Genomic DNA, 21,713 nt, shown 5'->3' with positions numbered 1-21,713 from the left:
ATCTCCGTTGATTTTTAAGGATTCAGGCGTGGCGTGCGCCGACAGGTAATTGTTGATTATTAGCAGGCTTAACAATCAGAGTAAGCCACACGGAGGCGAAAAGCGCTACCCCCATAAATATGTACGATGCGGATGGGCTGCCGGTTGCTCCGTTCAGGTAACCCACAAACCAGGAGCCGCAGAACGAGCCCAGCGCCCCCATACTGTTAATCAGTGCCATCGCGCCGCCTGCCACGTTACGCGGCAGCATCTCCGGGATGATCGCAAAGAACGGTCCATAAGGGGCGTACATTGCCGCGCCCGCAATCACCAGCAGGGTGTAAGAGACCCAGAAATGGTTCGCGCCGACGGCCCAGGAACCAATAAAGGCAAAGGCAGCGATCAGCAGCAGCGGCCAGACAAACAGCTTACGGTTCTGCATTTTGTCCGATGCCCATGACGCAATGATCATGGCGATTGTTGCTGCGAGGTAAGGCACGGATGACAGCCAGCCCACTTCCACCATGCCAAGGTTTTCACCGGCATTGCGAAGAATCGATGGCAGCCACAGTACGAAACCGTACACGCCAATGCTCCAGGTGAAATACTGGGCGCAGAGCAGAATCACGTTACGCGAGCGGAATGCTTCACCGTAGTTACGCACCGCTTTCAGGCCTTGCTGTTCTTTATCCAGCTGCGCCTGCAGAGCGGCTTTTTCATCTTCGGAGAGCCATTTCGCCTGCGCAGGTTTATCTTTTACCAGCATCCACCAGCAGAATGCCCAGATAACCGCCGGCACCCCTTCGATAATGAACATTTCACGCCAGCCGAAGGACTGGATCAGGTAGCCAGAAACCACCGACATCCACAGCACGGTGACCGGGTTACCGAGGATCAGGAAAGTATTGGCTCGTGAGCGTTCGGATTTGGTAAACCAGTTGCTGATATAAATCAGCATCGCGGGCATTACCGCTGCCTCAACGACCCCAAGAATAAAGCGAATGGCTGCCAGAGCAGGAATATTATTCACCACGCCGGTCAGTGAGGCGCAGGCACCCCAAAGGATCAGGCAAACGAAAATCAATTTGCGGACGCTGCGACGCTCCGCATAGATAGCGCCGGGGATCTGGAAGAAGAAGTAGCCCAGGAAGAAAAGGGCACCCAGCAACGAAGAGATACCTTTGGTGATCCCCAGGTCTTCGGTGATCCCTGCCGCGGACGCGAAACTGAAGTTGGCACGATCAAGGTACGCCAGGCTGTACGTGATAAACACGATTGGCATGATGTACCACCAGCGTTTTACTGCATTGGTCGAACTGTTCATAGGCTTGCCTCTGTTGTTGAGGTTTGTACCGCCGTTGTATGTAGGGTACACGGTGGTTTGTTTTGTTTCCCCCTGACCTACCTGAGGAGAGGGGGAGGGAAACGGAATTTATTCGTTCAGCTGCGCGCGGGTCGGTAATCCTTCACTGTCGCCCTGCACCTGGATTGCCAGCGAGCCAATTTTATTGCCCCGGGCGACGGCCTGCTGCAGCGGTTTGCCTTCCAGCAGGGCACTAATGACCCCCACGGCAAAACCATCGCCAGCGCCGACGGTATCAACCACGTTATCGACCTTCACGGCCGCGACTGCGCCTTGCTCGCCGTTAGCCGTTTTAAACCAGGCGCCATCGGCGCCGGTTTTCAGCACCACCGCTTTTACCCCTTTGTTAAGGTAAAAATCGGCAATCCCTTCAGGGGTGTTTTTACCGGTCAGGATCATGCCTTCTTTCACGCCCGGCAGAACCCAGTCAGCCTGAAACGCCAGACGGTTCAGCTTCTCGATCATTTCCGCTTCGCTTTTCCACAGCACCGGGCGCAGGTTAGGATCGAATGAGATCGTTTTCCCCTGAGCCTTCATGGTGGTTGCGGCATGATCCAGTAATGCATACGAGCTGGCAGAAAGCGCAGCCGCCACGCCGCTCAGATGCAGATGGCGTGCAGAGGCGAAATAGTGGGCGTGGTAATCCTCGACTGAGAGGTGGCTCGCCGCAGACCCTTTACGGAAATACTCCACAATGGGATCGGTTCCATTTTCGACTTTCGATTTAAGCTGGAAACCGGTCGGGAAGCGTCCATCGAGGGTGACGCCGGAAGCATCAATGCCCTCTTTTTTCAGCGAATCGAGAACGAAATGGCCAAAGCTGTCATCACCCACGCGGCTGACCCAGCCGACGTTCAGACCCAGGCGCGCCAGGCCGGTCGCGACGTTCAGCTCAGCCCCCGCCACGCGTTTGATAAAGTGCTCCACCGTACTCAGGTCGCCCGTTTCGGTGGCGACAAACATTGCCATGGCTTCGCCGATAGTGATCACATCCAGCGTCTTGTGCATGGTTTACTCCTCACGCAGCAGGTTTACGTAATGACGGGTGACGGCGGTTAAATCCGCCCCTTCCAGCGGGAACTCGATACCACGCGGGGCATCGGCGGGCAGCTGACAAAGCAGATCCAGCCAGCGCGCATCGGCCCGATCCGGCGCCACGGCGCGGAAATTTTCTTTATGCGGCACGGCGGCTTTAACGTGGATATAGCTCACTGCGGAGGCCAGATGGCGCGCGGCTTCTTCCGGGGAGTCGCCCACCCACAGCCAGTTGCCCATGTCGAACGTCAGCGTGACGGGCAGCGCCATGTCCCGGCAGGCGGCTTTGAAGCGCTGCATCGGCGCAAGCTGGCCGCAGTCGGTCTGGTCGTTTTCCACCACCAGGGCCATACCGCTTTCATCGAGCAGGGCACGCAGGGCGTGAAGCGGCTGGGTGTCGCTGAAATGACCCAGCGAGACCTTGAGCCACAGCGCATTCAGGGTACTGGCTTCGCTGAGATAACGGGGCAGGTCAGGGTTGAGGGTGCCATCGGGCATAAACAGGGCCGCAGGGGCGGAGTAGCATGCCAGCAGGCCCAGCAGCTCAATGGATTCACCCAGCGCGGGCAGCGCCAGCAGCTCTTCGCTGTTGAACAGCTCGCGGCGGATCTCGACGCCGTCGGCACCCGCGCCCGCAATGACGGGCAGCATTGCCCGTTGACCACCTGCCTGTCGCACCTGTTCCGCGCCATACGCGGCGGTGACCACCATGATTTTTCTGCCCATCGTCGGACTCCATCGCAATACATCAATACTATTACGCTAGATGGAACCGGTTCCAAAGAAAAGGTCAGGATGTTGAATTTATGATCGGTATCACAAGGGAAAATTAACGGGCGGTGGAGCCGCGGACAATCAACTCGCCGGAAAATACCTGCTCGCGAACGGCATCGCTGGTGCCTTCAATACGACGAACCACTTGTTCAACAGCGGCATAGCCAATCTGCCAGGTGGGTTGTTTGAGGGTCGTGATCCCGACGCCAGCCAGTTCTGCCCACTCGAGTTCGTCGAACCCCAGCAGACCGATATCGCTTCCCCAGTGCAGGCCAATGCGCTTAAGCGAGCGGGCGACCTGCAGGGTCAGCGCCCCGTTGGCAGAAATAACGGCTTTACGCATTCCACGATGGCGGGTGTGGAACTGCCGCAGGGTATTGTCGAGCTGATCGGCTTCGTGGAGGGGCGTTTCGGCATTCTCGGCAATCACGCCGGGGTAACGCTCCAGCGTGGCACGAAACGCGCTCAGTCGCTCACGACGGGTGTTGACCATGCCCAGAGGTTCGCTCAGAAACAGGATGGCTTCAAAGCCCTGTTCAATCAGATGCTCAGTGGCGGTTGTCGCCGCCTGAGTGTTATCCAGCCCGACGACATCGCAGGCGAATTCCGGGATTTTGCGGTCGATAAGAACCATCGGCAGGGAGGATTGCTGAAGGCGGTTTAAGCCCTCTTCACGCATGCCCACGGCATTCACCACAATCCCTTCGACCTGATAGCTGCGCAGCAGATCCAGGTAATGCAGCTCCTGATCGACTTCGTTGTTGGTGTTACAGACCAGCGGCGTAAAGCCCTTTTCGCGACAGGCGGCTTCAATTCCGCTCAATACGTTAACGGAGTAGGGATTGGTGATATCGGCGATGATAAGCCCGATAAGACGGGTACGACCCCGTTTGAGCCCGCGCGCCATAAGGCTCGGGCGGTAGTCGAGATCGGCAATAGCCTGTTCAATACGAGCGAGCAGCGCATCGGACAGCAGGTGTTTCTCACCGTTGAGGTAGCGTGAAATGCTGGTTTTACCGGTGTTTGCGGCTTTCGCCACGTCGCTGATTGTGGCCCGTGTTGGTTTGCTCATCGCTGAATTCCCTGAAGTGAGTGAGAACACCTTAGCGGGAAAATTAGCGATGGCAAGCGGTTCATGCCGACGTGGCGGCATGAGGCCCGTATCCCCCTCTCCCCCTAGAAGAGGGGGGCAGCCATTACTGAATTGGGCTTAAGGTAATCTCAACGCGACGGTTCTGCGCTTTGCCTTCCGCCGTGCTGTTGCTGGCGATAGGGTTTGCAGGGCCCATGCCGCTGGTGCGGATGCGGTTTGCTGCAACGCCCTGCGTGATCAGCGAGCTGGCCACAGAATCGGCACGCTGCTGAGACAGGCGCATATTCAGATCCTGGCTGCCGGTGCTGTCGGTATAACCGATCACATTCACCGCAGTCTTGTTGTACTCTTTCAGCACCATTGCCACGCCGGTCAGGGTGTTCGCCCCTGCTGGTTTCAGCGTTGCGCTGCTGCTGTCGAAGGTGACGTTGTTTGGCATATTCAGGATGATGTTATCGCCGCTGCGCGTCACGCTCACGCCGGTGCCTTTCATTTTGTCGCGCAGTTTTGCTTCCTGCACATCCATGTAATAACCCACGCCGCCGCCCAGGGCTGCACCTGCCGCTGCGCCAATTAACGCGCCTTTGCCGCGGTCTTTCTTGGAGGAGGAGAGTGCGCCCACACCAGCCCCTACCAGCGAGCCGAGACCCGCGCCGATGCCGGATTTACCTGCTTCGCTTTCACCGGTGTAAGGGTTTGTTGTGCAGCCAGAAACAGCCAGTGCACCGCTCACCAGAGCGGCAATAACGAATACGCGTTTTTTCATCTTATTTCCTTAATCCTTTTTATTCTTTGCCACGACGCGCGTGGCAGTTGATTATGACGTCCAGATACGGAGAAAATTCCGGGTATAACTCTGAAATTTGTGACAAACCATAAACTGCCTCACTAAGAAGGCCGTAAAACCTGCACGCAACCAGGAGCGCACGCTTGAGCACCTCAACAAAAACGATTCTGACCGCCGCCCACTGGGGGCCGATGCTGGTCGAAACCGATGGCGAAAATGTTCTGTCGTCTCGCGGGGCATTGCCAACGCAACATCCCAACTCTTTACAGACCGTCGTTCGCGATCAGGTGCACAGCAAAACGCGCGTGCGCTGGCCGATGGTGCGTAAAGGATTTCTGGCGTCGCCAGACAAGCCGCAGGGGATTCGTGGTCAGGATGAGTTTGTCCGGGTGAGCTGGGATGACGCGCTGGCGCTGATCCATGCGCAGCACAAACGTATTCGCGACACGTATGGCCCGTCGTCCATTTTTGCCGGATCTTACGGCTGGCGGTCAAACGGCGTGCTGCATAAGGCTTCAACGTTACTTCAGCGCTATATGAGTCTGGCCGGGGGGTATACCGGGCATCTTGGGGATTACTCCACCGGCGCAGCGCAGGCGATCATGCCCTACGTGGTGGGCGGTAACGAAGTGTATCAGCAGCAGACCAGCTGGCCGCTGGTGCTGGAGCACACCGATGTGGTGGTGCTGTGGAGCGCCAACCCGCTCAACACCCTGAAAATCGCGTGGAATGCCAGTGACGAGCAGGGGATCCCGTATTTCGATGCGCTGCGTAAAAGCGGCAAGCGCATTATCTGCATTGACCCGATGCGCTCTGAAACCATGGACTTCTTCGGCGACAGCGCCGAGTGGATTGCCCCGCATATGGGCACCGACGTGGCGATGATGCTGGGCATTGCCCATACGCTGGTGGAGAACGGCTGGCACGATACCGGGTTCCTCGCACGCTGTACCACCGGTTTTGACAACTTCGCCGACTATCTGACGGGCAATACAGACGGTATGGCCAAAACGGCAGAGTGGGCGGCAGAGATTTGTGGGGTTCCTGCGGCCAAACTGCGTGAACTGGCAGCGTTATTCCACCAAAACACCACGATGTTAATGTCTGGGTGGGGGATGCAGCGCCAGCAGTTCGGTGAGCAGAAACACTGGATGCTCGTGACGCTGGCCGCCATGCTCGGGCAAATCGGTACGCCGGGCGGTGGGTTTGGTCTCTCTTATCACTTCGCCAATGGCGGCAACCCGACCCGCAAAGCGGCAGTGCTGGCTTCTCTGCAGGGCTCGGTTCAGGGCGGTGTGGATGCCGTGGATAAAATCCCGGTGGCGCGCATTGTTGAAGCCCTGGAAAACCCGGGCGGGTTTTATCAGCATAACGGTCTGGATCGCCACTTCCCGGATATCCGGTTTGTCTGGTGGGCCGGCGGCGCGAACTTTACTCATCACCAGGACACGAATCGCCTGATCCGCGCCTGGCAGAAGCCAGAACTGGTGGTTATCTCTGAATGCTTTTGGACCGCCTCAGCCAAACATGCCGATATTGTGCTGCCGGCGACCACCTCGTTTGAGCGTAACGACCTCACCATGACCGGTGACTACAGCAATCAGCATATGGTACCGATGAAGCGCGTCGTAGCGCCGCGTGATGAGGCGCGTGATGATTTTGAGGTGTTTGCTGAGCTGAGCGAGTTGTGGGAAACGGGGGGGCGCGAGCGTTTTACCGAGGGCAAAACGGATTTGCAGTGGCTGGAGACGTTCTACCAGATTGCAGGCCAGCGCGGGGCCCCGCAGGGCGTGACGCTGCCGCCATTTGCACAGTTCTGGGAAGCGAACCAGATTATTGAGATGCCGGAGAGCGAACAGAATGCGCAGTTTGTTCGCTTCGCCGATTTCCGCCGCGACCCGGAGAACCATCCGCTGAAAACCGAGAGCGGGAAGATTGTGATCTACAGCGAGCGTATCGCCCAATTTAAGTATGCCGACTGTCCGGCGCATCCAACGTGGCTTGAGCCGGACGAGTGGCACGGTAATGCCCAGCCGGAACAGCTGCAGGTGTTATCGGCCCATCCTGCCCATCGTCTGCACAGCCAGCTTAACTATTCATCACTGCGCGAGCGGTATGCGGTTGCCGGACGGGAGCCCGTCACCCTGAACAGCGCAGATGCGCGCGCGCGTGGGATCGTTGACGGTGACGTGGTTCGCGTCTGGAATCAGCGTGGCCAGGTGCTGGCAGGGGCGGTAGTGAGCGACGGGATTAAACCTGGCGTTATCTGCATTCACCAGGGGGCATGGCCAGACCTGGAGCCGAGCGAAGGCGGTATTTGTAAAAACGGTGCAGTAAACGTTCTGACCAAAGATCTCCCCAGCTCGAAGCTGGGGAATGGCTGCGCGGGGAACACGGCGCTGGCCTGGGTCGAGAAATATCAGGGACCCGAGCTTACGCTCACGGCGTTTGATCCGCCTGCCAGCTCATGATCCACGTTGGGTGCTGAGTGTCATCCTGCCAGGCGCTGTCTTCAATGCGAAAACCCTGTGCATGATAGAAATTCACCGCCCGGACATTTTTCTGGTAGACCTCCAGGCTTAAATACGGGAAGCGCTGTTGAACATGGTTCAGCAGCGCACGCCCAATCCCCCGACCAATAAAGTCAGTTGAGACAAACAGCGCGCCCACAAACTGGGACTGCATGACGCTGATAAAGCCGCGCAGCATTCCATTTTCTTCCCATACCCAGGTTTCGGCGGCGGGCAGGTAAACATCCCGCACCATACCTTCGTTCTCTTTCCAGTAGCTTGCGCTGATAAACGGGTGCGCCTCCGTGGTGCTTTCAAGCCACAGACTCAGGAGTGGCCCGGCATTATCACTTTCCCATTTGCGGATCATGGTGCCTCCCTGGATGACAGACGCAGCCGGTAACGTGGTCGTTGACCAGGCCACAGGCCTGCATAAAGGCGTAACAGATGGTGGAGCCGACAAATTTAAAGCCGCGTTTTTTCAGCGCCTTAGAGAGCGCATCCGACGCCGGGGTGGAGGCCGGGATTTCCGCGAGCGTGGCGGCCTGGGTAATTTGCGGCGTATTGTTCACAAACGTCCAGACAAATTCTGAGAACGGTTCTCCGTTTTGCTCCATCGCCAGATAAGCGCGCGCGTTACCAATGATGGCCTGGATCTTACCGCGATGGCGGATGATGCCTGCATCCTGGACCAGCCGTTCCACATCATCCTCGGTCATGGCAGCGACGGCGACCGGATCGAACTGATGGAAAGCATTACGATAGTTTTCCCGTTTCTTGAGCACCGTAATCCATGACAAGCCCGCCTGTTGACCTTCCAGGCAGATCATCTCAAAAAGCTTTTTCCCTTCTGTCTCCGGTACGCCCCATTCCCGATCGTGATAGTCGATATAAAGCTGATCCTGGCTTACCCAACCGCAACGCTGCATCGGTTATCTCCCTTAATGAAACGGTTATCGCAAAATTTTCATTCTGTCAGGCTTGACGTGTCTACTATAAAGACAATAGTTAATACAGGGTCATATGCCCGCAAAACTCTTCCTAAACAATGACAAATATCGCCGAATTCGGCTCTCTCTGGAGTCGCTTTGATGATGATAAAAAAAATCAGTGGTCGCCATGCTGTTTCTGGCCTGGCGGGGATTTCAGCCTGTCTGTTTTTTTGTAATACAGCATTTGCCTGGCAACAGGAATATATCGTTTCAGACGCCCAAAGTAATACGGCGGAACGCTATACATGGGATGCGGATCACCAACCGCGTTATGAGGATATTCTCGCCGAGCGGATTCAGTCCTCACAAAATGCCCCCGGACTTGCGCTGAGTTTACCGTCGGGTTCCACGCCGGCAGGGGCCATGAGCGTGGGCTGGAACATTCCGGTGTCAGGGCGTATCACGACCGGTCCGGTGATGGCGTGGCGTTATGACGGCACGGCACCGATGATGATCAACGAATTTGGTGACAGCGCGACGACGCAGGGGCTTACCGACCCTCTCTGGCATGCCAGTGTCAGCACGCTCGGCTGGCGCGTGGATACACAGTACGGCGAGCTTCGCCCGTGGGCGCAGATAAGCTATAACCAGCAGTTTGGCGAAAACCAGTGGAAATCTCAGTTTGGGATGCCACAGACGCCGGCACCGGCACAAAGCGGCAACTGGATGGATGTAACCGTCGGAACGGATATTCCGTTTAACACGCATATGGCGGCCTATGCGTCGTTAGCACAAGGGGAATACACCACTACGGGTGAGGAGTTTATGTACACTCTGGGCGTGAGCGCTAATTTTTAAGGTTGTTACTTTTTTAAACGTGTCGATAACATCTTGAATACAATAGCCGTGGGGGTTGTAGCGATAGCAGTCACTAACACGCTGTCGCTTCATTCCCCGGCAAGGTCATTCATTCCCGATTTATGGCATTTCATTCCATTCCTCCTGCATTTCATGCCGTTTTACCCCAGGCATATTAAGGTTTTGTTTATCGTTGTCCTCAGCGAATTCCCTTACTTTATCTTGCAGGACAACTGCCATGAACACATCAACTTACAACCGTACGCGCTGGCTAACGCTTTTTGGCACCATCGTGACCCAGTTTGCGCTGGGGTCGGTCTATACCTGGAGCCTGTTTAACAGTGCGCTTTCCGATAAGCTTGGTGCACCGGTCAGCCAGGTGGCGTTCTCCTTCGGCTTGCTGAGCCTCGGGCTGGCGCTTTCATCTTCCGTCGCGGGAAAATTGCAGGAGCGATTCGGCGTGAAGCGGGTGACGATGGCATCCGGTATCTTGTTGGGCGTGGGCTTTTTCCTGACGGCGCATTCCAGCAATCTGATGATGCTGTGGCTGAGCGCCGGGGTGCTGGTGGGACTTGCCGACGGTGCAGGTTATCTGCTGACCCTGTCAAACTGTGTGAAGTGGTTCCCGGAACGTAAAGGTTTAATCTCTGCATTTGCCATTGGGTCCTATGGCCTGGGGAGCCTCGGTTTTAAATTTATTGATTCCCACCTGCTTGCTTCCGTGGGGCTCGAAAAAACGTTCATGATCTGGGGCGCTATCGTTCTGGTCATGATCCTGTTCGGCGCCACGCTGATGAAAGATGCGCCGCAGCAGGAAGTGAAAACCGTTAACGGTGTGGTGGAGAATGATTTCACCCTCGCGCAGTCTATGCGTCAACCACAGTACTGGATGTTGGCGGTCATGTTCCTGACAGCCTGCATGAGCGGTCTGTATGTGATTGGGGTGGCGAAAGATATTGCTCAGGGAATGGTGAAACTGGATGCGGCAACAGCGGCGAATGCGGTCACCGTCATCTCCATTGCCAACCTCTCTGGCCGTCTGGTGCTCGGGATTCTGTCTGACAAAATTGCCCGTATCCGCGTGATTACCATCGGGCAGGTTGTCTCGCTGGTGGGGATGGCGGCGCTGCTGTTTGCCCCACTGAACGAAGCCACGTTCTTCGCCGCAATTGCCTGTGTGGCCTTTAATTTCGGCGGCACGATTACGGTCTTCCCGTCGCTGGTCAGTGAGTTCTTCGGCCTGAACAATCTGGCGAAAAACTATGGCGTTATCTATCTGGGCTTTGGCATCGGCAGTATCTGCGGCTCGTTAATCGCCTCGCTGTTCGGCGGGTTCTATGTGACCTTCTGCGTGATATTTGCTTTGCTGATAATCTCGCTGGCCTTGTCGACCACCATTCGCCAGCCGCAGCGTGAAGTCTTTAACGAAGCGCATGCCTGATTATCGCTAAGAGGCCTTTACGGCCTCTTTTTTATGGTCGTCCAAAGTATGCCTGGTCGTGTTAATTTGTAAAAAAATGCACCGATCACATTCTCTGCTGCCACTTTTCTCTCCCGCTGTGGTCTACTTAACGCGCTTGTAGACGTTTCTGATAACGGTTTCTTACGCACTTACTTACTCTGTCTGCTTTCTCATCGAGATTAAGCGGGTCTCTATACCCCTTTCCCCAGGGTTGTTTGCATGAAATACATTAGGTCTCTTACCCAGCAAAGATTGTGTCTGATGCTGGCTGTCTATATCGGTTTATTTCTGAATGGCGCGGTGTTGTTCAGAAGAGTGGAAGGTTATTTAGAACATCTCACCGTAAGAAATGGAATTTTTGCCGCAATTGAAGTGTTCGGTTCCGTTCTCGCCACATTCTTCCTGTTACGCCTGCTCTCACTCTTCGGCCGACGCACCTGGCAAATTTTGGCCTCACTGGTGGTAATTATTTCTGCCGCTGCCAGTTATTACATGACCTTTATGAATGTCGTTATTGGCTACGGCATCGTCGCGTCGGTAATGACAACGGATATCGACCTCTCGAAAGAGGTGGTTGGAAAAGGGTTTATCGTCTGGACGGTATTAACCTGCCTGATCCCGCTCTTCTTTATCTGGAGTAATACCTGCCGCTATACGTTGCTGCGCCAGCTCCGCACCCGTGGGCAGCGAATCAGGAATATCGCCGTCGTTATCCTGGCGGCCTTGCTGGTATGGGCACCCATCCGCTTGATGGAAAAACAGCAAAAACGAATCGAAAAAGCGACGGGTGTGGATATGCCAAGCTATGGCGGCGTGGTAGCAAACTCCTACCTGCCCTCCAACTGGATTTCAGCGCTGGGTCTTTATGCCTGGGCGCAGGCGGATGAATCAAGTGATGTGAAATCGCTCATCAACCCAATGAAAAAATTCAGTTACGAAGCGCCGGGTAACCAACTCGATGATACCTATGTTGTCTTTGTTATTGGTGAAACGACGCGCTGGGATCATATGGGCATCCTCGGTTATGACCGGGATACCACGCCAAAACTGGCGCAGGAAAAGAACCTGGTGGCTTACCGGGGGTATTCTTGCGATACCGCAACCAAGCTCTCGCTGCGTTGTATGTTTGTTCGTGAAGGCGGTGCCAGTGATAACCCACAGCGTACCCTGAAAGAGCAGAACGTATTTGCGGTACTCAAGCAGCTCGGTTTCAGCTCCGATTTATTCGCGATGCAAAGTGAGATGTGGTTCTACACCAACACGCTGGCGGACAACATCTCGTATCGCGAGCAGATTGGCGCCGAACCACGTAACCGCGGCAAGAACGTGGATGACATGTTGCTCCTTGAGGAGATGTCACAGTCCCTGAAGAGCCATCCTCAGGGTAAACATCTGGTTATCCTGCATACTAAAGGCTCCCATTACAGCTATTACCAACGTTACACGCGTGATTTTGCGAAGTGGCAGCCGGAGTGTGTAGGCATCAATAAAGACTGCAGCAAGCAGGAACTGATCAATGCCTATGATAACTCGGTTCTGTATGTGGATACGTTCCTGAGCCGGGTGATTGACCAGCTTCGTGATAAGAAAGCGATTGTTATTTATGCTGCTGACCACGGAGAGTCAATCAACGAGAAAGAGCATTTGCACGGTACGCCGCGCAAGCTGGCACCGCCTGAGCAATTCCGTGTACCGATGATCATGTGGATGTCGGACAAGTACCTGGAAGACCCGGAGAAAGCGAAGATGTTTGCCCACCTGAAAAAAGAGGCAGACATGAAGGTGCCGCGTCGTCACGTTGAGCTGTACGACACCATTTTGGGTTGCCTGGGTTATACCTCTCCTGACGGCGGTATCAACGAAAATAACAACTGGTGCAAACTCCCTGATAGCAAGGCGAAAGCCGCGCAGTAACGCGTCTGGCGAGAATATCGCCAGTTGAAGGGCTTTTTTAATTTAAGGGATTGACGGGGGCGCACCTCAGCAGTAAGATGCGCTCCGCATTCGGCGAGTAGCGCAGCTTGGTAGCGCAACTGGTTTGGGACCAGTGGGTCGGAGGTTCGAATCCTCTCTCGCCGACCACATTTAAAGAAGGGCTAACCGCAAGGTTAGCCCTTTTTGCATTAGCAGCTTACTCATCCTGATTCACCAAAACGCACCTTATCCCGCCTTCTTCCTGTCTGTTAACGATTTTGTGACATAATCCATTGTATTTTTTTATATATAGATTGATCTTTTTTCGCGTTGCTTATGGATAACCTCAGCATTTTTCGCTGTGCGTTTTAACGTTCGCGGTATTTAGTGCTCAGATAATCACCGTTCTGCAAGAAAATTTACCCGATCTGAATAAAAGTTAATCACTGATTGTTGCGAAATATGAAGATAATTGTGCTGCAACATAGCGAGTAGCATAAATTTCCCTGCTGAAAACTGGCATACATAGTTTTTTTAATCTTTGTTTGCGGTTTCTCACACTCAGCGTAAATCCCCGTCACCTGTATTGACGTTTTCACATTCTGTTGACAGATTGTAGGGCATGAGGGGCATTTCAGGGACGATCTGCGCTGCAACTCAAACGCTCTTCTGAAAGGATTCTCCATCCCTTAAACGCCTTCGGGCATCACCGACCGGACCGGGTAAAAAATAAATAAAGGTCTGGCGGCGTAACACAACAAAGCAAAACATCACATTGGAGCAGAATAATGAGTATTTCCTTGAAGAAGTCAGGGATGCTGAAGCTTGGTCTGAGCCTGGTGGCTATGACCGTGGCAGCAAGCGTACAGGCAAAAACCCTGGTTTACTGTTCTGAAGGCTCGCCGGAAGGCTTTAACCCACAGCTCTTTACCTCTGGTACGACTTACGACGCAAGCTCTGTGCCTATCTATAACCGTCTGGTTGAATTCAAAACCGGTACCACGGAAGTGATCCCAGGTCTGGCGGAGAAGTGGGACGTCAGCGAAGACGGTAAGACCTATACCTTCCACCTGCGCCAGGGCGTGAAGTGGCAGGACAACAAAGAATTCAAACCAACGCGCGATTTTAGCGCCGATGACGTTGTGTTTTCCTTCGACCGTCAGAAAAACGCTCAGAACCCGTATCACAAAGTGTCTGGCGGCAGCTATGAATACTTCGAAGGGATGGGCCTGCAGGACCTGATCGCTGAAGTGAAAAAAGTGGACGATAAAACCGTTCAGTTCGTGCTGACGCGTCCGGAAGCACCATTCCTGGCTGACCTGGCCATGGACTTCGCCTCTATTCTGTCTAAAGAGTACGCGGACAACATGCTGAAAGCCGGCACCCCGGAGAAAGTGGACCTGAACCCAATCGGTACCGGTCCGTTCCAGCTTCTGCAGTACCAGAAAGATTCCCGTATTCTGTATAAAGCCTTCCCGGGCTTCTGGGGCACCAAGCCGCAGATCGACCGTCTGGTCTTCTCCATCACGCCTGATGCTTCTGTGCGTTACGCAAAACTGCAGAAAAATGAATGCCAGGTCATGCCATACCCGAACCCGGCTGACATCGCGCGCATGAAGCAGGATAAAAACATCAACCTGCTGGAGCAGGCTGGTCTGAACGTGGGTTACCTCTCCTTCAACACCGAGAAGAAACCGTTTGATGACGTGAAAGTCCGTCAGGCGTTGACCTATGCGGTGAATAAAGAAGCGATCATTAAAGCGGTCTATCAGGGCGCGGGTGTTGCCGCCAAGAACCTGATCCCACCAACCATGTGGGGCTATAACGACGACGTTAAAGACTACACCTACGATCCTGAGAAAGCGAAAGCGCTGCTGAAAGAAGCAGGCCAGGAGAAAGGCTTTACCGTTGAGCTGTGGGCGATGCCAGTACAGCGTCCGTATAACCCGAACGCACGCCGTATGGCTGAAATGGTTCAGGCTGACTGGGCTAAAGTGGGCGTTCAGGCCAAGATTGTGACCTACGAGTGGGGCGAGTATCTGAAGCGTGCCAAAGCGGGTGAGCATCAGGCAGTGATGATGGGCTGGACCGGTGACAATGGGGATCCGGACAACTTCTTCGCTACCCTGTTCAGCTGTGCAGCCGCGAAAGACGGTTCTAACTACTCTCGCTGGTGCTATAAGCCGTTTGAAGACCTGATCCAGCCGGCGCGTGCGACCGACGATCACAACAAACGTATCGAGCTGTACAAACAGGCTCAGGTTGTGATGCACGATCAGGCTCCGGCTCTGATTGTGGCTCACTCCACCGTGTACGAACCAGTGCGTAAAGAAGTGAAGGGCTACGTGGTTGATCCACTGGGCAAACACCACTTCGAAAACGTCTCTGTTGAATAATAAGTAGGGTGTTCTCCCTCTCCTTCACGGAGAGGGCAGGGGTGAGGGCGTGCATGCATTCCCTCACCCTAATCCTCTCCTGAAGAGAGAGGGAATTTACATTTGTGAGCAATACAGACGTCACGCCAACTGGTTGTACGTCATCAGAGAGAATCCGGGTTATGTTGCAGTTCATCCTCCGACGTCTGGGACTTGTTATCCCCACGTTTATCGGTATCACCCTTCTCACTTTTGCCTTCGTCCATATGATCCCCGGCGACCCGGTAATGATTATGGCGGGCGAGCGTGGTATTTCACCTGAACGCCATGCACAGCTGCTGGCTGAGCTTGGCCTGAACAAACCACTGTGGCAGCAATACCTCAACTATATCTGGGGCGTGTTGCACGGTGATTTAGGGATTTCGCTGAAAAGCCGTCTTCCGGTGTGGGACGAGTTCGTGCCGCGTTTTAAAGCGACACTGGAGCTTGGTGTCTGCGCCATGATTTTCGCCACTGCGGTGGGTATCCCTGTTGGGGTCCTGGCTGCCGTGAAACGTGGCTCTATTTTCGACCATACGGCTGTTGGCCTGGCGCTGACGGGTTACTCCATGCCTATCTTCTGGTGGGGCATGATGCTGATCATGCTGGTCTCGGTGCAGCTAAACCTGACGCCGGTCTCCGGACGCGTCAGCGATATGGTCTTCCTGGATGATACGAATCCTCTGACCGGTTTCATGCTGATCGATACGGCTATCTGGGGCGAAGAGGGTAACTTCATTGATGCGGTGGCACATATGATCCTGCCTGCGATGGTGCTTGGCACCATTCCTCTGGCGGTTATCGTGCGTATGACCCGTTCTTCAATGCTGGAAGTGTTGGGTGAGGATTACATTCGCACCGCACGCGCCAAAGGTCTGACGCGTATGCGCGTCATTATCGTTCACGCCCTGCGTAACGCCATGCTGCCGGTGGTGACCGTTATTGGTCTGCAGGTGGGGACGTTGCTGGCGGGTGCGATTCTGACCGAAACCATCTTCTCATGGCCGGGCCTCGGACGCTGGCTGATTGACGCACTGCAACGCCGTGATTATCCGGTAGTGCAGGGCGGGGTATTGCTGGTCGCGACGATGATTATTCTCGTCAACCTGCTGGTCGATTTGCTCTACGGCGTGGTGAACCCGCGTATTCGTCATAAGAAGTAAGGGGCCATCATGTCACACGTTTCTGAAAATAAAGTGGTTACTGCACCGGTTCCCATGACGCCGCTGCAGGAATTCTGGCACTACTTCAAGCGCAACAAAGGCGCGGTGGTGGGGCTGGTTTATGTCTCTGTCATGATCCTGATTGCGGTGTTTGCCAACGTACTTGCACCGTATAACCCGGCGGATCAGTTCCGTGATGCGTTGCTGGCACCGCCAGCATGGCAGGATGGCGGTAGCCTGTCGCACCTGCTGGGTACCGATGATGTGGGCCGCGATGTGCTGTCGCGTCTGATGTACGGTGCGCGTCTGTCGCTGCTGGTCGGCTGCCTGGTGGTCGTGTTGTCGCTGGTTATGGGGATCGTACTCGGTCTGGTTGCCGGCTACTTCGGCGGCATTATCGATAACATCATCATGCGTATCGTCGATATCATGCTGGCGCTGCCCAGCTTGCTGTTGGCGCTGGTTCTGGTGGCGATTTTTGGTCCGTCGATCAGTAACGCCGCGCTGGCATTAACCTTCGTGGCGCTTCCCCACTATGTGCGACTCACACGTGCGGCGGTGCTGGTGGAAGTAAACCGCGACTACGTAACGGCCTCCCGCGTGGCGGGTGCTGGCGCGATGCGTCAAATGTTCGTCAACATCTTCCCGAACTGCCTGGCGCCGCTGATTGTTCAGGCGTCGCTCGGTTTCTCTAACGCCATTCTTGATATGGCCGCTCTTGGCTTCCTGGGCATGGGTGCGCAGCCGCCAACACCGGAGTGGGGCACCATGCTCTCCGATGTGTTGCAGTTCGCCCAAAGCGCCTGGTGGGTTGTGACCTTCCCGGGTCTGGCAATCCTGCTGACGGTGCTGGCATTTAACCTGATGGGTGATGGCCTGCGTGATGCACTTGATCCCAAACTGAAGCAGTAAGAGGCACGAGATGGCGTTATTAAATGTAGATAAATTATCGGTGCACTTCGGTGACGAAGGCACTCCGTTTCGCGCCGTGGACCGCATCAGCTACAGCGTAAATCAGGGCGAAGTGGTCGGCATTGTGGGTGAGTCGGGGTCCGGTAAGTCGGTCAGTTCACTGGCCATCATGGGGCTGATTGATTATCCCGGCCGTGTGATGGCCGAAAGTCTGGAGTTTAACGGTCAGGACCTGCAGCGTATCTCCGAAAAGCAGCGCCGCCAGCTGGTCGGTGCGGAAGTGGCGATGATCTTCCAGGACCCGATGACCAGCCTGAACCCTTGTTACACCGTGGGATTCCAGATTATGGAAGCCATCAAAGTGCACCAGGGAGGGAATAAGAAGACCCGGCGTCAGCGTGCGATCGATCTGCTAAATCAGGTCGGTATCCCTGACCCGGCATCGCGTCTGGACGTTTACCCGCACCAGCTCTCCGGTGGGATGAGCCAGCGTGTGATGATCGCCATGGCGATTGCCTGTCGGCCAAAACTGCTGATTGCGGATGAACCGACAACGGCACTGGACGTGACTATCCAGGCGCAGATCATCGAGCTGCTGCTGGAACTGCAGCAGAAAGAGAACATGGCGCTGGTGCTGATTACGCATGACCTGGCGCTGGTGGCCGAAGCGGCGCACAAAATTATCGTGATGTATGCAGGTCAGGTGGTCGAGACTGGCCATTCGCACGATATTTTCCGCGCGCCGCGTCACCCGTATACGCAGGCGCTTTTGCGTGCGCTGCCGGAGTTTGCCCAGGACAAAGCGCGCCTGGCATCACTTCCGGGCGTCGTACCGGGTAAATATGACCGACCGCAGGGCTGCCTGCTTAATCCGCGTTGTCCGTATGCTACAGACAAATGTCGTGCAGAAGAGCCAGAGCTCAACCTGCTTGCTGACGGTCGTCAGTCGAAATGCCACTACCCACTCGATGATGCCGGGAGGCCAACACTATGAGTACGCAACAGGCCACCACGCAACAACCGCTGTTGCAGGCTATCGACCTGAAAAAATACTATCCGGTGAAGAAGGGGCTGTTTGCGCCTGAACGCCTGGTGAAAGCGCTGGATGGCGTATCCTTTACCCTTGAACGCGGCAAAACCCTGGCGGTGGTCGGTGAGTCAGGCTGTGGCAAATCGACGCTGGGTCGTTTGCTGACAATGATTGAAGTCCCCACCGGCGGTGAGCTCTATTATCAGGGACAGGACCTGCTCAAGCATGATCCGCAGGCGCAGAAACTGCGCCGTCAGAAAATCCAGATTGTGTTCCAGAACCCGTACGGATCGTTGAACCCGCGTAAAAAAGTGGGACAGATTCTGGAAGAGCCCCTGCTGATTAACAGCAATCTGAACAAAGAGCAGCGTCGTGAAAAAGCGCTGGCGATGATGGCGAAAGTGGGCCTGAAGACCGAGCATTACGATCGTTATCCGCATATGTTCTCTGGCGGCCAGCGCCAGCGTATCGCGATTGCGCGTGGTTTGATGCTCGACCCTGACGTGGTCATCGCCGATGAGCCGGTATCTGCCCTCGACGTTTCTGTGCGTGCGCAGGTGTTGAACCTGATGATGGATCTGCAGCAGGACATGGGGCTGTCGTACGTGTTTATTTCGCACGACCTGTCGGTTGTGGAGCACATTGCCGACGAAGTGATGGTGATGTATCTGGGGCGCTGCGTGGAGAAGGGGACAAAAGAGCAGATCTTTACTCATCCTCGTCACCCGTACACCCAGGCGCTGCTGTCTGCGACCCCGCGCCTGAACCCTGACGATCGTCGCGAGCGCATCAAGCTGACGGGTGAATTGCCCAGCCCGCTGAATCCGCCTCCAGGCTGTGCATTCAACGCCCGCTGCAGTCGCCGCTTTGGCCCGTGCACCCAGTTGCAGCCACAGCTTAAGGATTATGGCGGTCAGCTGGTTGCCTGCTTCGCGGTCGATCAGGATGAGAATGGCGAAAAGCCGATGGCGTAATCCATCAATAAAAAAACCGGCGCTAAGCCGGTTTTTTTATGTCTGCGTGATTACTTGCGCAGACGGATCTGGTCAACTGCGTGTTTCTCACTCTTGGTGAGGATCAGGCTGGCGCGCTCACGTGTGGGCAGGATGTTCTCTTTCAGGTTCACGTAGTTGATCTCATTCCACAGCCCTCGCGCCACATTAATGGCTTCTTCTTCAGAAAGCTGGGCGTAGTGGTGGAAATAGGAGTCAGGATCGGTGAACGCGCCTTCACGGAACTTCAGGAAGCGGTTGATATACCAGTTCTGCAGCAGGTCTTCCGGCGCATCGACATAAATAGAGAAATCGACGAAGTCAGAGACAAACACATGATGGGGATCGTGAGGATAATCCATCCCGCTTTGCAGGACGTTTAACCCTTCGAGGATCAGGATATCCGGCTGAACCACCGTTTTGTCTCCACCCGGGATGCGATCGTAGATCAGGTGCGAATAGACCGGAGCCGTCACGTTAGGCGCGCCCGATTTCAGGTCAGAGACAAACTTCACCAGACGGTGCATATCATAAGAGAGCGGGAAGCCCTTCTTCTTCATTAGCCCGCGTTCCTTTAACACCTCATTCGGGTGCAGGAAACCGTCAGTGGTGATGAGCTCCACGCTGCGGTGTTCTGGCCAGCGGCTCAGTAACGCCTGCAATACACGTGCGGTGGTGCTTTTACCGACGGCCACGCTGCCTGCAATGCTGATGATATAAGGAATGCGTTGGCCGTTCGTCCCGAGGAACTGCTCCAGCACCGCCTGACGGCGCAGGTTGGAGCTGATATAGAAGTTAAGCAAGCGCGAGAGTGGTAAATAGATTTCTGCCACTTCTTCCAGCGACAGATCTTCGTTTATCCCCTTTAACCGTGCGATTTCGCCTTCCGTCAGCGTCATCGGGACGGAGTCACGCAGTGCAGCCCACTGGCTACGGTTAAACTGAAGATAAGGTGTCATTAACGTTTGCTCTTTTTTGCTCATAAGCATGCTTCAGTGAGCCAGCACAACACAGCGCGTCCGGGCTCAACATAGTTAATTTTGGACAATGGGCAGGAGGTTAACACCAGATGACAGGAATAATAAGAAAAAATATGGGGAAGCGATGCTTTACGCGGGAGCCATCACGATACGGTATATGTGGTGTAAATCGGGCGCCGATGTTGAATTTTTGACCTTGAGTGGATGAATTTACAGCGGTTAACCCTGGTTTCGAATAAAATATGAGCGAAAGAACGTTTTATGCAATTTTTTAGTTGCATGACTGCGCATGTCTCCATAGAATGCGCGCTACTTGATGCCGACTTAGCTCAGTAGGTAGAGCAACTGACTTGTAATCAGTAGGTCACCAGTTCGATTCCGGTAGTCGGCACCATCAAGTCCGGTGGGGTTCCCGAGCGGCCAAAGGGAGCAGACTGTAAATCTGCCGTCACAGACTTCGAAGGTTCGAATCCTTCCCCCACCACCACTTTCTGGCAGCGTTAAGCCGCCGGAGCTGGTTTGAAAATTGAATCAGCTCGAACCTAAAAAGAGAGAAATCTCTTTTTTTGTTACAGAAAGAACTGGGTAGCCGAGTTTCAGGATGCGGGCATCGTATAATGGCTATTACCTCAGCCTTCCAAGCTGATGATGCGGGTTCGATTCCCGCTGCCCGCTCCAATACGTGCTGATATGGCTCAGTTGGTAGAGCGCACCCTTGGTAAGGGTGAGGTCCCCAGTTCGACTCTGGGTATCAGCACCACTTCACTTCTCCTTCCCGTTTCTCTCTGTTTCAATTTTACTGTATTCAACAATTCAGGCATTTCGCCTGGTTGATGTGGTGATATCACCGATTTATCCGTGTCTTAGAGGGACAATCGATGTCTAAAGAAAAGTTTGAACGTACAAAACCGCACGTTAACGTCGGTACTATCGGCCACGTTGACCATGGTAAAACAACGCTGACCGCTGCAATCACTACCGTTCTGGCTAAAACCTACGGTGGTTCTGCTCGTGCATTCGACCAGATCGATAACGCACCAGAAGAAAAAGCTCGTGGTATCACCATCAACACCTCTCACGTTGAATATGACACCCCGACTCGCCACTACGCACACGTAGACTGCCCAGGCCACGCCGACTATGTTAAAAACATGATCACCGGTGCTGCGCAGATGGACGGCGCGATCCTGGTTGTTGCTGCGACTGACGGCCCAATGCCTCAGACCCGTGAGCACATCCTGCTGGGTCGTCAGGTAGGCGTTCCTTACATCATCGTGTTCCTGAACAAATGTGACATGGTTGATGACGAAGAGCTGCTGGAACTGGTAGAGATGGAAGTTCGTGAACTGCTGTCTCAGTACGATTTCCCAGGCGACGACACCCCAATCGTTCGTGGTTCCGCGCTGAAAGCGCTGGAAGGCGACGCTGAGTGGGAAGCGAAAATCATCGAACTGGCTGGCTTCCTGGATTCTTACATCCCAGAACCAGAGCGTGCGATTGATAAGCCGTTCCTGC

The 21,713-nt window shown here is 54.7% G+C and carries 18 protein-coding genes and 5 tRNA genes; 15 read left to right on the top strand and 8 right to left on the bottom strand.

The features are described from left to right. Window positions 1–22: 22 nt before the first annotated feature. From ACMVME_RS17095 to ACMVME_RS17075, 5 genes are all read right to left on the bottom strand, one after another. Entirely contained in the window at window positions 23–1,303 is a 1,281-nt protein-coding gene (locus ACMVME_RS17095; RefSeq protein WP_020882640.1) for an MFS transporter, read from the bottom strand. Window positions 1,304–1,411: 108 nt separating this feature from the next. After that, complete coding sequence (locus ACMVME_RS17090) at window positions 1,412–2,350, bottom strand: sugar kinase (protein ID WP_025206424.1); 939 nt, start codon at window positions 2,348–2,350, stop codon at window positions 1,412–1,414. Between the two features lie 3 nt (window positions 2,351–2,353). After that, the gene (locus tag ACMVME_RS17085; RefSeq protein ID WP_032679355.1) at window positions 2,354–3,103 is read right to left on the bottom strand and encodes a sugar phosphate isomerase/epimerase family protein; all 750 of its coding nucleotides are present in this window, start codon (window positions 3,101–3,103) and stop codon (window positions 2,354–2,356) included. Window positions 3,104–3,206: 103 nt separating this feature from the next. After that, window positions 3,207–4,223: a LacI family DNA-binding transcriptional regulator gene (locus ACMVME_RS17080; RefSeq protein WP_014168136.1), complete on the bottom strand. Its 1,017-nt coding sequence runs from the start codon at window positions 4,221–4,223 to the stop codon at window positions 3,207–3,209. Window positions 4,224–4,347: 124 nt separating this feature from the next. Next, on the bottom strand, window positions 4,348–5,010 hold the full coding sequence (locus ACMVME_RS17075) for an OmpA family lipoprotein (RefSeq protein ID WP_014168137.1): 663 nt from the start codon (window positions 5,008–5,010) through the stop codon (window positions 4,348–4,350). A gap of 212 nt (window positions 5,011–5,222) precedes the next feature. On the opposite strand from ACMVME_RS17075, the gene ACMVME_RS17070 reads away from it, so the two are divergent. Further along, window positions 5,223–7,502, top strand: a complete 2,280-nt coding sequence (locus ACMVME_RS17070; protein ID WP_047742831.1) for a molybdopterin guanine dinucleotide-containing S/N-oxide reductase — start codon at window positions 5,223–5,225, stop codon at window positions 7,500–7,502. Here the strand turns inward: ACMVME_RS17070 and ACMVME_RS17065 are convergent. Together ACMVME_RS17065 and tag are read right to left on the bottom strand one after the other, a co-directional pair. Beyond that, a complete protein-coding gene (locus tag ACMVME_RS17065; protein WP_014168139.1) occupies window positions 7,471–7,911 on the bottom strand; it encodes an N-acetyltransferase in 441 nt (146 codons plus the stop codon). The genes ACMVME_RS17070 and ACMVME_RS17065 overlap by 32 nt on opposite strands. Then, a complete protein-coding gene (gene tag / locus ACMVME_RS17060; RefSeq protein WP_014168140.1) occupies window positions 7,889–8,470 on the bottom strand; it encodes a DNA-3-methyladenine glycosylase I in 582 nt (193 codons plus the stop codon). Before tag ends, ACMVME_RS17065 begins: the two co-directional genes overlap by 23 nt. A gap of 162 nt (window positions 8,471–8,632) precedes the next feature. On the opposite strand from tag, the gene ACMVME_RS17055 reads away from it, so the two are divergent. The 9 genes from ACMVME_RS17055 to dppF all read left to right on the top strand — a co-directional run bounded on the left by ACMVME_RS17055 (window position 8,633) and on the right by dppF (window position 19,200). Further along, window positions 8,633–9,331: an autotransporter domain-containing protein gene (locus tag ACMVME_RS17055; RefSeq protein ID WP_068795307.1), complete on the top strand. Its 699-nt coding sequence runs from the start codon at window positions 8,633–8,635 to the stop codon at window positions 9,329–9,331. A gap of 238 nt (window positions 9,332–9,569) precedes the next feature. Beyond that, window positions 9,570–10,772, top strand: coding sequence for an MFS transporter (locus ACMVME_RS17050; RefSeq protein WP_025206420.1), 1,203 nt, complete (start codon window positions 9,570–9,572; stop codon window positions 10,770–10,772). A gap of 240 nt (window positions 10,773–11,012) precedes the next feature. Continuing rightward, window positions 11,013–12,707, top strand: a complete 1,695-nt coding sequence (eptB, locus tag ACMVME_RS17045) for a kdo(2)-lipid A phosphoethanolamine 7''-transferase (RefSeq protein WP_014168144.1) — start codon at window positions 11,013–11,015, stop codon at window positions 12,705–12,707. 91 nt (window positions 12,708–12,798) lie between these two features. Then, window positions 12,799–12,875 (top strand) — tRNA-Pro (locus ACMVME_RS17040). Between the two features lie 620 nt (window positions 12,876–13,495). Beyond that, entirely contained in the window at window positions 13,496–15,103 is a 1,608-nt protein-coding gene (dppA, locus tag ACMVME_RS17035) for a dipeptide ABC transporter periplasmic-binding protein DppA (protein WP_068795305.1), read from the top strand. 161 nt (window positions 15,104–15,264) lie between these two features. Then, on the top strand, window positions 15,265–16,284 hold the full coding sequence (gene dppB / locus ACMVME_RS17030; protein ID WP_020882632.1) for a dipeptide ABC transporter permease DppB: 1,020 nt from the start codon (window positions 15,265–15,267) through the stop codon (window positions 16,282–16,284). Window positions 16,285–16,293: 9 nt separating this feature from the next. Continuing rightward, window positions 16,294–17,196, top strand: a complete 903-nt coding sequence (gene dppC / locus ACMVME_RS17025; protein WP_014168147.1) for a dipeptide ABC transporter permease DppC — start codon at window positions 16,294–16,296, stop codon at window positions 17,194–17,196. A gap of 10 nt (window positions 17,197–17,206) precedes the next feature. Then, window positions 17,207–18,190 (top strand): dipeptide ABC transporter ATP-binding protein, encoded by a 984-nt coding sequence (dppD, locus tag ACMVME_RS17020; protein ID WP_014168148.1) that lies wholly within the window; start codon window positions 17,207–17,209, stop codon window positions 18,188–18,190. Next, a complete protein-coding gene (dppF, locus tag ACMVME_RS17015; RefSeq protein ID WP_020882631.1) occupies window positions 18,187–19,200 on the top strand; it encodes a dipeptide ABC transporter ATP-binding subunit DppF in 1,014 nt (337 codons plus the stop codon). Before dppD ends, dppF begins: the two co-directional genes overlap by 4 nt. A 50-nt stretch (window positions 19,201–19,250) precedes the next feature. Here the strand turns inward: dppF and coaA are convergent, their stop codons facing one another. Then, window positions 19,251–20,201 carry a type I pantothenate kinase gene (coaA, locus tag ACMVME_RS17010; protein WP_025206418.1) on the bottom strand — a complete coding sequence of 317 codons (951 nt, stop codon included), beginning with the start codon at window positions 20,199–20,201 and terminating at the stop codon, window positions 19,251–19,253. Window positions 20,202–20,516: 315 nt separating this feature from the next. Between coaA and ACMVME_RS17005 the strand changes: the two genes are divergently transcribed. From ACMVME_RS17005 to ACMVME_RS16985, 5 genes are all read left to right on the top strand, one after another. Beyond that, window positions 20,517–20,592: transfer RNA gene (locus tag ACMVME_RS17005), tRNA-Thr, on the top strand. An 8-nt stretch (window positions 20,593–20,600) separates the two neighbouring features. After that, window positions 20,601–20,685, top strand: a tRNA-Tyr gene (locus ACMVME_RS17000). A gap of 116 nt (window positions 20,686–20,801) precedes the next feature. Next, window positions 20,802–20,876, top strand: a tRNA-Gly gene (locus ACMVME_RS16995). A gap of 6 nt (window positions 20,877–20,882) precedes the next feature. After that, a tRNA-Thr gene (locus tag ACMVME_RS16990) sits at window positions 20,883–20,958 on the top strand. Between the two features lie 118 nt (window positions 20,959–21,076). Continuing rightward, on the top strand, window positions 21,077–21,713 hold a 637-nt coding region (locus ACMVME_RS16985), incomplete at its 3' end, for a GTP-binding protein (RefSeq protein WP_180251545.1).

Source organism: Enterobacter cloacae complex sp. 2024EL-00711 (genome assembly GCF_047529885.1).
GTDB classification, from domain to species: domain Bacteria; phylum Pseudomonadota; class Gammaproteobacteria; order Enterobacterales; family Enterobacteriaceae; genus Enterobacter; species Enterobacter ludwigii.
This window is presented reverse-complemented; position numbering and strand designations above follow the sequence as displayed.